This window comes from Rhodophyticola sp. SM2404 (assembly GCF_053570515.1).
On the sequence record NZ_JBSEDL010000004.1, the window covers coordinates 127,293 to 139,632 of the forward strand.

Sequence of the window (12,340 nt, forward strand, 5' to 3'; positions counted from 1 at the left end):
CCTATTTCTTGTTTCCGGCTGCAACGCGATCTTTCATCAGATGCGAAGGGCGGAATGTCAGAACCCGACGTGGAAGGATTGGAACTTCCTGACCTGTCTTTGGGTTGCGGCCAATGCGGGCTGTCTTGGAGCGCACCGAAAATGTGCCGAAAGATGAGATTTTGACCTGCTCGCCCTCGGCAATCGCATCGGACATCAAATCAAGAACCCGTTCGACCAATTGGGCACTCTCGTTTCGAGACAGACCAACTTCGCTAAAGACCGCTTCGGACAAGTCCATCCGCGTCAGTGTTTTACCAGCCATAAATAACCATCCCCGTTCGGTTTTACGCGAGAATGAGTGATGGCATTTCTCAAGTCAATATCAATGCCTTGCGGTGGGGACGATAGGCAGACGCTGTTGCTTTACCAGCGAAGAACCACCGAGCCCCAAGCAAGGCCGCCACCGATCGCTTCGGTGACCAGCAAATCGCCCTGTTTGATCTGCCCGCGCGCCACCCCGACCGAGAGGGCGAGAGGAATAGAGGCGGCAGATGTATTGCCGTGATCCTGAACGGTTACGACCACGCGGTCCATCTCGACACCCATCTTTTGCGCGGTGCGCGAGATGATCCGAAGATTGGCCTGATGGGGCACGATCCAATCCACATCGCTTGGCTCCAGCCCTGCGGCGGCAAGCGATGTATGGGCAGTTTCTGCAAGTTTTTCAACGGCATGACGGAAAACTTCACGGCCCTCCATGCGCAGCACACCCGTGGTTTGCGTCTTGGAGACACCGCCATCCACATAGAGCAGATCACGGAATTGGCCGTCGGAATTCAGGTCAACCGCAAGGATGCCCCGATCACTGGAGGTACCCTCCTGTTCCTCACCCTCGAGGATAAGCGCGCCTGCACCATCTCCAAACAGAACAGAGGTGGTGCGGTCTTCCCAGTCAAGGATACGGCTGAAGGTTTCCGCGCCGATCACCAGCATGCGCTTGGCTTGGCCGCTGGTGATAAATGCATTCGCGGTCGAGAGGGCAAATACGAATCCCGCGCATACCGCTTGCACGTCAAAGGCGAATCCCCCCCGCATTTCCAGCCCCGCCTGAACCATGGTCGCGGTGGAGGGGAAGGTCAGATCAGGGGTGGAGGTTGCAACAACCACACCGTCGATATCCTGCGCCGAGAGGCCCGCCATTTCCAAAGCTTTCAACGAGGCTTGGATCGCCATCTGGCTGGTTGTTTCGCCTTCGGCTGCGAAATGGCGTTGCTCGATCCCCGAGCGGCTTTTGATCCATTCGTCGGAGGTGTCGATCGTTTCGGCGAATTGGGCATTGGTCACAACCCGCTCAGGCAGGTAATGGCCGATTCCCTTTGCAACAGCGCGGATCGTCATACCGATTTTTCCTCTGCATCGTGAAGCGCCTCATTGGCGGCCATTTCGGCATCGGCGATGCGAGTGGCCAAGCGCTCGGTGAAATCGGAGGCGGCAAGCCGCGCTGCCAATTTGATGGCGGCTGCAACACCCGTGGCATCTGCCGAGCCATGTGATTTTACCACAGTCCCGTTGAGGCCCAGAAACACACCGCCATTCACGCGGCGCGGGTCAATGCGCTTTTGCAAGCGTTTGAGCGAGGGCATCGCCAAAAGCGCCGCAACTCGGGAAAGGGGCGAATACTGGAAAGAAGCCCGCAGCAATTCGCGGATCAATGTCGCCGTGCCTTCGCCCGTCTTGAGCGCTGTATTACCCGTGAACCCGTCGGTGACGATCACATCAACAGCATCCGATGCGATATCGCCGCCCTCAACGAAGCCTTTAAAGTCGTAATTGGCAACAGGGGCCAAGCGCTGAACAAGGTCATGGGCGACCTTTAGCTCGGCGCGGCCTTTATGTTCTTCGGTGCCCACATTCAGGATGCCAACGCGGGGGCGGGCCAGATCAAGACCATTGCGGGCATAGCTGACCCCCATCAGGGCGTATTGCAGCAAATCCTCGGAATCGGCGCGCACATCGGCCCCGACATCCAGCATCACATTAAAGCCTGATGGATTGCGCGATGGCCAAAGCACTGCGATCGCGGGGCGGTTCACGCCTTCGATCTTGCGAAGACGCACCATCGAGACGGCCATCAATGCGCCCGTATTGCCGCAAGATACCACCGCCTTGGCCTTGCCCTTCTTGACCGAGTCAATCGCCGACCACATCGAGCTGCCCTTGCCATTGCGCATCACATAGGAGGGCTTGGCATCCATCGTGACGACATCAGCGGCATGCACAACAGTGCAACGCCCGACAAGCTTTTGCTTGCGGGCGATAAGGCGATCAAGTTTATCCTTGTCGCCATGCACGATGAATTGAAGATCGGGGTTCTTGGAGGCCGCTTTGGCCATCCCGCCGATCACAGCAGAAGGGCCGGCATCCCCGCCCATTGCATCTATTGACAGGATTGTCCCGGGAACTGTGCCACCAGTCAAAGCTGTCGATGCTGCCATGAACGGCCTACCTATCTTCCTGAACGTCTAGGGCGCGGCTTATGCCGCGTCGTCGTCCAGATCGATTTCGTCGGCCTGAGCGATCACTTCACGGTCGTTATAAGTGCCGCAGGACGGGCAGACGTGATGTGGGCGCTTCAGCTCACCGCAGCTTGGGCATTCATTTGGATTGCCAGCGGTCAGAGCGTCATGCGAACGGCGCTGGTTGCGGCGCGAGCGCGTGATTTTATTCTGTGGGACAGCCATGTCTCAACCTCGGTTTTAAGAGGGGCCGGCCAAACCGTATGCCCCAAGTGTCTCGTTTCGTGTCTCTGTCACATCTTTTTCACCCTGAGGCAACCGGCAGTTGCGACCGGACCGGGCGTGCCCAAACGGGAACGACAATCCTAAGGGCGGATAAGGCGCGGAACATACAAAGATTTTGGGGTCATGCAACCCCAATAATGCGCCGATTTGCCTGCAAAGTGACGTCTAATTCTCATCATCATTTTGATCGGATGATCCAAGCTTGTCGCGCAAACCTGCCAATCCTGCAAAGGGTTTCACGGTCTCTTCGGTAATTGGCTTGGCTCCGGGCGGGATCGCTTCGATCTGGGCGGGTTCAATACCATCGGCCCGCGGGTAGAGTGGCAAATGCAGCGCAAGCGCCTCCACCATCACCTCGACAAGATCGAGAGTGGCGGGCAATGGCTCGCTCAGATCATCCTCGGGCATCTCGACCTCTTCCAGATCGGGCTCGTCCATCTCGCTGAGATAGCGGCGCAGAATTGGGGTATCGATTCTGGTTGTGACAGGCTCCAAACTGACCACACAGGGCTGCGTGACGGTCGCGCCCAGTTTCGCCTCAAGACGCCAGTCGCGCTTGCCTTCGGGCAGGATTTCCCCCTCGAACCGCAATTTGCGCAAGCCCGTGATGCCCAATTCTTCGCTGATGGTGCGCAGCACAGGTGGTGGTGGCACAATCTCGAAGCTGCGGGTCGCGCCCTTTGGCAGTTCTGCCAAGCGCAAGATCTCTTGCGGCAGGGGGGAGGGGGTGGGATCTGTCATGGTTCCTCCTTGGGGTTTTGACGCTTGCCATTGCGGCCCATGCTTGCTCTGATCGCTTGGGTAAGTTAAGCGGTTAGACAGGAACAACCAGCCTTGCAAGAGCTGGTGCGGCAACAAGATGGCCCATTGGGGCCAACGGGTGGGTCAAAGAGGGCGGCGATGATGACTGGGCGGATGACCTCGATGGGGAAAAAGCTGAAACTTGCAGGGATGCTGGCGGGTGCGATGCTATTGGCCGCCTGTTCGGCCACCTTCCAGAACCATGGCTATGTCCCCCCTCCCGAAGAAGTCGCGATGATCGTGCCGGGCGTGGATACCCGCGAAAGCGTTGAGGAAACCCTTGGCCGTCCTGCCGCATCGGGTGTGATGCGCGACGAGGCGTGGTTCTATACCGCCTATCAAATCCGCAACTACGCCTATCGCGCGCCCGAGATTATCGAGCGCGAGATTTTGGCCGTATCCTTTGCCGAAAACGGGACCGTCGCCAATATCGAGGAATTCGGTCTGGAAGACGGGCAGGTCGTGCAATTCTCACGCCGCGTTACCGAAAGCACCGTGCGTGACCTGAGCTTCTTCACCCAGCTGATCGGCAATTTCGGACGTATCAATATCGGCGACGCGCTTGCGGGCAACTGACAGGGGCTTTGGCACTCTGCCTGACATTTTTGTCGCCGTTTCGTCATCTTGCTATGCTATCCTTGATCTGACGAGACAGCGGGGTCGGGGATGAATGATCTTATGAATAAGGGCCGCTATCTGGTGCGCTTTGCCCATACCGAGCATGATTTGGCCCAAGCGCAGGCGCTGCGATATCTGGCCTTCCGTGCAGGCTCGGATGCACAAGACACGTCCCCCAAAAGCGATGCCGATCCCTTTGATGCCGATTGCCGCCATGTGCTGGTGGAAGATGCTGAAACTGGCACGCTTGTATGCTGTTTCCGCTTGCTGCATCTGGCTGCAGGAGACGAGATTTCGCGCAGCTATTCCGCCCAATTCTACGAATTATCGGCGCTTCGCGATTTCAAAGGCCCCATGGTCGAGATGGGGCGGTTTTGCATCCATCCCGAGTGGCAGGATCCTGACATTCTGCGGATCGCTTGGGGCGCAATGACGGCCTATGTCGATCAAGAAGGGGTGGAGATGCTGTTTGGCTGCTCCTCCTTCCACGGGATCGAGGCAAAGGAATATTACGATGCCTTTGCGCTGCTGCGTGACCGCCATATCGCGCCAAAGCGCTGGTTGCCGCGGGTGAAAGCGCCGAAAGTGTTCAAATTCGCATCACGGCTGCGCCGCAAGCCTAATCTCAAGCTGGCGCAGGCCAAGATGCCGCCTTTGCTCAGAACCTATCTCTTGATGGGGGGCTGGGTCAGCGATCATGCGGTGATCGACCCTGATCTCAACACATTACATGTGTTCACAGGGCTTGAGATCAGCGCCGTGCCACCCTCGCGGGCAAGGCTTTTGCGTGCTGTCGCAGGCGCGGGCTAAGGGGCGCGGGCCAAGGGGCGCGGGCAGAGGCCAGCCTAGGCTGCCCCCTCCGCAATTTTATCATTCAGCCAAGGATCACCAGCGCATGGCGCTTTTTGCCTGCGCTCAGCTTGATCGGCTCGGCCAGATCAGCGGCGGTGATCATCAAGCCCGCATCGCCAAGCGGCGCGTCATTCATCCGCGCGCCATTCTCAGAAATCAGGCGCTTGGCCTCCTTGCCCGAACCCGCAAGGCCTGAGCGCGTGATCAATTGCACGATCGAGATGCCACCATCGGCCAGATCCGCCGCCGACACAGTCAGGGTGGGCAAATCCTCACCCGTGCCGCCCCGCTCGAAGACTTCGCGCGCGGTGGCCTCGGCTGCTTTAGCGGCCTCGCCCCCATGCAAAAGCGTCGTGACCTCATTGGCCAAGACGATCTTGGCTTCATTGATCTCTGAGCCTGCCAATGCGCCAAGCCGCTCGCATTCCTCCACCGGCATTTCGGTGAAAAGTTTGAGGAAACGACCCACATCGGCATCGGTGGTGTTGCGCCAGAATTGCCAGAACTCATAGGGGCTGAGCATCTCCGCATCGAGCCAGATCGCACCGCCTTGCGACTTGCCCATCTTGCGCCCGTCCGATGTGGTCAGAAGCGGCGTGGTTAAACCGTAAATCTCATGGTCCAGCACGCGGCGCGTCAGGTCGATGCCATTGACGATATTGCCCCATTGATCCGACCCGCCCATCTGCAAAAGACAGCCATAGCGGCGGTTCAACTCGAGGAAGTCATAGGCCTGCAGGATCATATAGTTAAACTCAAGGAAGGAGAGCGATTGCTCGCGATCCAGCCGTGATTTCACCGACTCGAAGGACAACATGCGGTTGACCGAGAAATGCCGCCCGATATCGCGCAGGAAATCGAGATAGTTCAGCTCATCCAGCCATTCGGCATTATTAAGCATCACGGCCTTGTTCTTGGCCGCGTCATAATCGAGATATTTGGCAAATACCCGCTGCATGCCCGCGATATTGGCGTCGATCTGCTCAGGTCCCAGAAGCGGGCGCTCATCCGAGCGGAAAGACGGATCGCCCACTTTGGTCGTGCCGCCGCCCATCAAGGTGATGGGCTGGTGCCCCGTTTTTTGCAGCCAGCGCAGCACCATGATATTCATCAGATGGCCCACATGCAGCGATTTGGCTGTCGCATCATAACCGATATAGGCCGTGACCATGCCCCCGTTCAACGCATCGTCCAGCGCCTGATAATCGGTACAATCGGCCAGAAAGCCGCGTTCGATCATCACATGTAAAAAATCGGATTTGGGGTGGTAGGTCATCGTGATCCAGTCCATTTATTTCAGGGCTGACAGCGCAGGGCTGTAGCCATTCGGTCTATAACGGGGGGAAGCGTGAAGGAAAAGGGTCAAGCAGCCGAGGTTTTGCGCGTTGCAGGCACAATGTCGGGCACCTCGCTCGATGGGGTCGATATTGCCGTGATCGAGACGGATGGCCATAAAATCCACGGCTTTGGCGAAACCCGCTACCGCCCCTATAGCGATCCCGAGCGCGAGGTCTTGCGCGCCGCCCTCGGGAAATGGCCTGGTGAGGCTGGCGTGGATGAGGCGGCCCGCATCGTGGAAGACGCCCATATCGAGGTTTTGGCTGATTTGGATGAGGTCGATCTGATTGGGTTTCATGGCCAGACCTTGGCCCATGCCCCCGAATTGGCGCGCACCCATCAGGCGGGCTGCGGCGAGATTTTGGCCGATAAGCTCGGCATTCCCGTGGTTTGGGATTTCCGCACGCTGGATATGCGCATGGGCGGGCAGGGCGCGCCTTTGGCCCCGTTCTACCATTGGGCCTGCGCCATGCATATCGGCGCGACCGATCCTGTGGCCTTCCTCAATCTGGGCGGGGTGGGCAACCTGACTTGGATTGACCCCAGCAAGGGCAAACCTGACGCCAAGGGGGCGCTGATCGCCTTTGACACGGGGCCTGCCAATGCGCCGATGGATGATCTAATGTTTCGCAAACTGGGCCATCGCTTTGACAAGGATGGCCAATTGGCGGGGCTGGGTGCGCTGGATCAACCCGTGCTGAACGCGTTTCTCAAACGGCCCTATTTCTCGAAAATACCGCCCAAATCGTTGGATCGGGATGCTTTTGCCGATCTGGTTGATCTGGTGGGCGTGCTATCTGTGGAAGATGCGATGGCCACGCTTGCGGCTTGCGCGGCGGGCTCGGTCGCGCGCGGCTTTGAACATCTGCCCCAACCCCCCGCCTTTATGCTGGTGGGCGGGGGCGGGCGGAAAAACCCCATCTTGATGGAGATGATCGCAGCCCTTGTCGATATTCCCGTGCTTCCCGTGGAAGAGGCGGGTTTTGACGGAGATGCCTTGGAAGCGCAGGCCTTCGCGCATCTGGCGATGCGGGTTCGCATGGCGCTTCCCACCAGCGCACCCGGGACCACGGGCGTGCGGGCCGCTGTTGGCTCGGGGCAGCTGGCCGAGCCGATGTAAGGTCGGGATTATCCGCGCGGGATGTCGAATTCTGGCGCGGCCAGCGTAAAGCCGTCAAAGGAAAATCCGGGCGAGACGGTGCAAGATACCAAGCTATAGGCCCCCGTGCTGCGCGCGGCCTGCCAATGATGTTCAGGCACGATGATTTGCGGCGCCCCTTTTGTCAGATCAGGCGTGAGAAGATGATCGGTTGCAGGGCCATGATCATCGGCGCTGAGTGATAGGATCAAAGGTGCGCCTGCGTGATAGAACCAGATTTCGGTCGCATCGACCTTATGCCAATGGCTGGCCTCGCCTTCCTTCAGCAGAAAATAAATCGCCGTGCCCGTGGCGCGCCCTTCATTCTTGGCGATCCATGTCTGGCGATAATACCCGCCTTCGGGATGGGGCTGCAACTCGAGATGGGCGATGATCTCATCTGCGGTCATGGGGCTTTGCCTTTGGTTTGCTTGGGTCTTGAGCGGCCAATCTAGCGCGGATGGCGCGGCAGGACCAGCTGTGCCTCCAAGCCGCCACGCGCCTTATTGGTCAGGGTAAAAGCCCCCTCGGTCTGTTCGGCAAAGCCCAGAACCATCGGCAGCCCGAGGCCTGAGCCTTTGCCAATGGGTTTGGTTGTGAAAAACGGGGTCAATACCTCGGCGCTCAACTCCTCGGGAATGCCAGGCCCCGTATCGCAGACCGAGATCGCACAATATGGGCCAGATAGCACAGTGCCATCCTGCCTGCGCGGCGGTGTTGCCGTCAGCCCCGGATAGGTGACAGGCCGCGCGAATACGAGGATTTGGCCTTTCTCGCCCATGGCATCACGCGCATTGATCACAAGGTTCAACATCGCCGAGGCCAATTGGTTGCGATCAGCATGGCAGGTTAATCCCGCAGGGGCGTCATCAATCCGCAGGGTCACGGTTTCGGGCAACACGCGGTCAAACATCGTGCCGAGGCTGCTCAGAAATTCTTGCAGATCAATGGTTTCGGGGTTGAGCTGCGCACGGCGCGAAAAGCTCAGCAATTGCGAGGTCAGCGTGGCCCCGCGCTCGGCGGCGGCAAAGGCCTCTCTGATCACGAAATCCCGATCAGCCTTGTTTTCAAGCTCGTGATAAAGGTCCAGATTGCCGATCACCACAGTCAGAATATTGTTGAAATCATGCGCCACACCACCCGTTAGCCGCCCCACGGCCTCCATTTTCTGGGCCTCCGCGCGCATTTCTTTGGCGGTTCTAAGCCGTGTTCTGAGCTTGGAGATGCCAAGGTAATTCATGCCGTAATAGAGCAGCAAGGTCACCGCCCCCACACCGATCAAGATATCGTCAATCACGTTCGAGACATCTCTTACCGTGGTCCAAAGCAGCACAATCGTACCCGCCATGATCTGGATGAAATCCCATACCGCCAGATGGATCAGCCCGCGATGGCGCAACAGACTATGCAGGCACATCGCCAGAAAGCCGCAAATGGCAATAAAGCGCAGCGAGGAGACATCCGAGGTCATCAGATAGATCGGCATGGCGATGAACAGGCCCGAGGTGGTCCAACTCAACATCAAGGCGGTGATGAATTGTGTTCGATCCACGGGTGAGGCAAGCGATGCCAGATAGCGCAGATAGCTTCGATCCATGAGCAGATAGACCGCCCCCCAGATCGCGAATAAATACCGACCCGTGGCAAAGGTCAGGCTGATGGCCGCCAGCATGACCAGTGACCATCGCCATAGGATTTCAACCCGAGCGGAGGTGTCCGCCGACACGATCGGTGCGATATAGTCCCAATAGTCTTTTCGCCGTTTCGCGTTTGGGGGATCGCCCCATTGCGTGCTGTCGATTTCGCTGACCATGGATCGCTCCCCTGCAGCCCCCGAGTCCGCTCCAGCTTATCGAAAGATGAAAAAAGATCACCCTTTCGATCAATAAAAAAGCCCCCGGCCTGAGCCGAGGGCTAAATAGTCACAGTTTTTAGCGCGGTTTAGCGCAGGATCGAGCGGCCCGCAAAGATCGCGGTTTCGCCCAGTTCTTCCTCAATACGGATCAATTGGTTGTATTTCGCCAGCCGGTCCGAGCGCGCCAGCGAGCCTGTTTTGATCTGCCCGCAATTGGTGGCCACAGCCAGATCGGCGATGGTGGCGTCCTCGGTCTCGCCCGAGCGGTGGCTCATCACGCAGGTCATGCGATTGCGATGCGCCATCTCCACGGCGTCCAACGTCTCGGACAGGGTGCCGATCTGGTTCACCTTGACCAGCAGCGAATTGGCACAGCCTTTTTCGATGCCTTGGGCCAGACGCTCGGGGTTTGTGACGAACAGATCGTCGCCCACCAACTGGACCTTGTCGCCAATCGCATCTGTCAGCAGTTTCCAACCATCCCAGTCATCCTCGGAACAGCCATCCTCGATCGAGATGATCGGGTAATCCGCACAGAGCGCTTCCAGATAGGCGACATTCTCGGCGGGGGTCAGGGATTTGCCTTCGCCCGCAAAGACATATTTGCCATCTTTGAAATACTCGGTCGCGGCACAATCGAGCGCGAGATAGATATCCTCACCCGCTTTGTAGCCCGCTTTCTCGATGGATTTCAGAATGAAATCAAGCGCATCACGGGTGGAGCTGAGATGGGGCGCAAAGCCGCCCTCATCGCCGATCCCTGTGGACAGGCCGGCGGCCGACAACTCTTTCTTGAGGGTGTGGAACACCTCAGAGCCCATGCGCACGGCCTCGGCAATCGAGGTGGCGGAGACGGGCATGATCATGAATTCCTGAATATCAATCGGGTTATCGGCATGCTCGCCGCCATTGATGATATTCATCATCGGCACAGGCAGAACCCGCGCCTGCGTGCCGCCGATATAGCGGTAAAGCGGCTGCGAGGTGTAATCAGCGGCCGCTTTGGCCACCGCCATGGAAACGCCCAAGATCGCATTCGCGCCAAGACGGCCCTTATTGTCGGTGCCGTCAATTTCGATCATCGCGGCGTCAATCGCGGCCTGCTCGGTGGCGTCAAAACCCACCAACGCCTCGGCCAATTCGCCGTTCACGCAAGCCACCGCATCGCGCACGCCCTTGCCCATATAGCGCGATTTGTCGCCATCACGCTTTTCAACCGCTTCGTAAGCCCCTGTCGAGGCACCCGAGGGAACAGCGGCGCGGCCAAGCGTGCCGTCTTCGAGGATCACATCAACCTCGACTGTCGGGTTGCCACGGCTGTCCAAAATCTCGCGGGCGTGAATGTCGATAATCGTGCTCATGGGAGGGTTCCTTTAAAAGGTGAGAAGCAATTTCGTGGGCGTTTTAACGCCCTGTGGGCTGGGAAGGAAGGCCTCTTTGACGTTGCGACAGATGTGCCTCGCGCAAAATGGTGAAAAGACCCGACCCGATGATCAAAGCAGCCCCCGCTAAGGTCCAGCCATCGGGGCGCTCGGCAAAGAAAAACACCCCCAAAGCCATGGTGAAAATCAGCCGCGTATAGCGAAAGGGTGTGACCACTGCGATCTCGCCCACACGCATGGCGGCTGTGATCGCGTAGTAGCCCGCCATGCCGACAACCAGCGCGCCAAGCACGGTCAGCATCGCGCTTTGGTCGGGAACATTCGCACCGCCAAACAGCGCCAGCAGGATCAGACCCGCAGGGATACAGGCCGCAAAGCCGTAACAGGCCAATTGCAGCGATTTGATCTCGGGCGGGACAAGGCGGGTGGAAAGATCACGGATCGCCATCAAGATCACGGCAATCGCGGCCAGAAGCGAGCCCAGATCAAAAGCCCCCGTTCCAGGCCGCAGGATCATCAGAACCCCCACAAACCCCACCCCGATCGCAGTCCATCTGCGCCAGCCCACAGGCGCGCCAAGGAAGATCGCGGCTCCCAAGGTCACGGCCAATGGCGTGGCTTGCAGGATCGCGGCCACCGTCGAGATCGGCGCCAGCACAAGGGCTGTCACAAAGAACATCGCGGCCACCATCTCGGAGATATTGCGGATCATCACCGCGCGGTTGAGCAAGGCTTTGGAGATGACCGGCTCGCCACGCGCCTTCAGCATCAGCGCAAAGGCCACTGATCCGCCAATGCCCAAAACCAGCAAAATCTGGCCCGCTGGCATCGACGCGCTGGAGGCCTTGATAAAGGCGTCCTCCATCGCAAAACCTGCCATGGCAGCGATCATCAGGGCAATGCCGCGAAGGTTATCCATAAGCGTTCCGATCAGGCTGGGTGTATAACCCGCTTACGCCGATTGGAGGGATATGGAAAGCCGTGTCACGGGAAGGGGGCAGGCTCAGCCCTTCTTGATGGGCGAGCCGTAAAGTTCAAGCTTATGGCCCTTCAGCGTATAGCCGAGCTTGGCTGCGATCTTTTCCTGCAAGGCTTCGATATCGGGATCGACGAATTCGATCACCTCGCCTGTATGCATATCGATCAGATGGTCGTGATGTTCCCGCTCGGCATCTTCATAGCGCGCGCGGCCATCGCCGAATTCCAACCGCTCGATAATGCCTGCCTCCTCGAACAGCTTGACCGTGCGATAGACCGTGGCAATCGAGATGCGCGGATCACGTGCCGAGGCGCGGGCATAAAGCTCTTCGACATCGGGGTGATCGTCAGCCTCATCCAAGACCTGCGCAATCACGCGCCGCTGTTCGGTCATTCTCAGGCTGCGCGCCTCGCAGCGCATTTCGATTGTCTCGGCCATGCGTCTTCCAGTCGATCCTCTTCGCGAAACCTTCTAGACCAAGCAAGCCGCGGCGAAAAGTCAGAACAGGGGCAGGGCGGAACCGCTGCAGTCTGATACCGACACGGCATTGACAGCCCGCATGCAAAGGTCCACCCCATGCGGACCAAAAACGGA

Annotated in this window: 14 protein-coding genes; 3 read left to right on the forward strand and 11 right to left on the reverse strand. The window is 58.5% G+C overall.

Annotated elements, in window-relative coordinates; translation table 11 throughout:
• Position 1 precedes the first annotated feature (1 nt).
• From ihfA to ACTYEO_RS07670, 5 genes are all read right to left on the reverse strand, one after another.
• Positions 2-304: an integration host factor subunit alpha gene (gene ihfA / locus ACTYEO_RS07650; protein WP_449323135.1), complete on the reverse strand. Its 303-nt coding sequence runs from the start codon at positions 302-304 to the stop codon at positions 2-4.
• A gap of 101 nt (positions 305-405) precedes the next feature.
• On the reverse strand, positions 406-1,380 hold the full coding sequence (locus ACTYEO_RS07655) for a beta-ketoacyl-ACP synthase III (RefSeq protein WP_449323136.1): 975 nt from the start codon (positions 1,378-1,380) through the stop codon (positions 406-408).
• Complete coding sequence (gene plsX, locus ACTYEO_RS07660; protein WP_449323137.1) at positions 1,377-2,477, reverse strand: phosphate acyltransferase PlsX; 1,101 nt, start codon at positions 2,475-2,477, stop codon at positions 1,377-1,379. The genes ACTYEO_RS07655 and plsX overlap by 4 nt, the downstream gene beginning before the upstream one ends.
• A 39-nt stretch (positions 2,478-2,516) precedes the next feature.
• The gene (gene rpmF, locus ACTYEO_RS07665) at positions 2,517-2,723 is read right to left on the reverse strand and encodes a 50S ribosomal protein L32 (RefSeq protein ID WP_449323138.1); all 207 of its coding nucleotides are present in this window, start codon (positions 2,721-2,723) and stop codon (positions 2,517-2,519) included.
• A 225-nt stretch (positions 2,724-2,948) separates the two neighbouring features.
• Positions 2,949-3,524: a YceD family protein gene (locus ACTYEO_RS07670; RefSeq protein WP_449323139.1), complete on the reverse strand. Its 576-nt coding sequence runs from the start codon at positions 3,522-3,524 to the stop codon at positions 2,949-2,951.
• Between the two features lie 159 nt (positions 3,525-3,683).
• Here ACTYEO_RS07670 and ACTYEO_RS07675 point away from each other — a divergent pair, with 159 nt between their 5' ends.
• Positions 3,684-4,160 carry an outer membrane protein assembly factor BamE gene (locus ACTYEO_RS07675; RefSeq protein WP_449323140.1) on the forward strand — a complete coding sequence of 159 codons (477 nt, stop codon included), beginning with the start codon at positions 3,684-3,686 and terminating at the stop codon, positions 4,158-4,160.
• A gap of 90 nt (positions 4,161-4,250) precedes the next feature.
• The gene (locus ACTYEO_RS07680) at positions 4,251-5,012 is read left to right on the forward strand and encodes a GNAT family N-acetyltransferase (RefSeq protein WP_449323141.1); all 762 of its coding nucleotides are present in this window, start codon (positions 4,251-4,253) and stop codon (positions 5,010-5,012) included.
• 64 nt (positions 5,013-5,076) lie between these two features.
• On the opposite strand, the gene tyrS is transcribed toward ACTYEO_RS07680, so the two are convergent.
• Positions 5,077-6,330 (reverse strand): tyrosine--tRNA ligase, encoded by a 1,254-nt coding sequence (gene tyrS, locus ACTYEO_RS07685; RefSeq protein ID WP_449323345.1) that lies wholly within the window; start codon positions 6,328-6,330, stop codon positions 5,077-5,079.
• Between the two features lie 72 nt (positions 6,331-6,402).
• Between tyrS and ACTYEO_RS07690 the strand changes: the two genes are divergently transcribed.
• Positions 6,403-7,512 (forward strand): anhydro-N-acetylmuramic acid kinase, encoded by a 1,110-nt coding sequence (locus ACTYEO_RS07690; protein ID WP_449323142.1) that lies wholly within the window; start codon positions 6,403-6,405, stop codon positions 7,510-7,512.
• 8 nt (positions 7,513-7,520) lie between these two features.
• Here ACTYEO_RS07690 and ACTYEO_RS07695 read toward each other — a convergent pair whose 3' ends face one another.
• The 5 genes from ACTYEO_RS07695 to ACTYEO_RS07715 all read right to left on the reverse strand — a co-directional run bounded on the left by ACTYEO_RS07695 (position 7,521) and on the right by ACTYEO_RS07715 (position 12,184).
• Complete coding sequence (locus ACTYEO_RS07695) at positions 7,521-7,940, reverse strand: cupin domain-containing protein (protein ID WP_449323143.1); 420 nt, start codon at positions 7,938-7,940, stop codon at positions 7,521-7,523.
• A 41-nt stretch (positions 7,941-7,981) separates the two neighbouring features.
• Entirely contained in the window at positions 7,982-9,343 is a 1,362-nt protein-coding gene (locus ACTYEO_RS07700; RefSeq protein ID WP_449323144.1) for an ATP-binding protein, read from the reverse strand.
• 128 nt (positions 9,344-9,471) lie between these two features.
• Positions 9,472-10,746, reverse strand: coding sequence for a phosphopyruvate hydratase (eno, locus tag ACTYEO_RS07705; RefSeq protein WP_449323145.1), 1,275 nt, complete (start codon positions 10,744-10,746; stop codon positions 9,472-9,474).
• A 43-nt stretch (positions 10,747-10,789) separates the two neighbouring features.
• Positions 10,790-11,686 carry a DMT family transporter gene (locus ACTYEO_RS07710; protein ID WP_449323146.1) on the reverse strand — a complete coding sequence of 299 codons (897 nt, stop codon included), beginning with the start codon at positions 11,684-11,686 and terminating at the stop codon, positions 10,790-10,792.
• A gap of 84 nt (positions 11,687-11,770) precedes the next feature.
• On the reverse strand, positions 11,771-12,184 hold the full coding sequence (locus ACTYEO_RS07715) for a Fur family transcriptional regulator (protein WP_449323147.1): 414 nt from the start codon (positions 12,182-12,184) through the stop codon (positions 11,771-11,773).
• Positions 12,185-12,340: the final 156 nt, after the last annotated feature.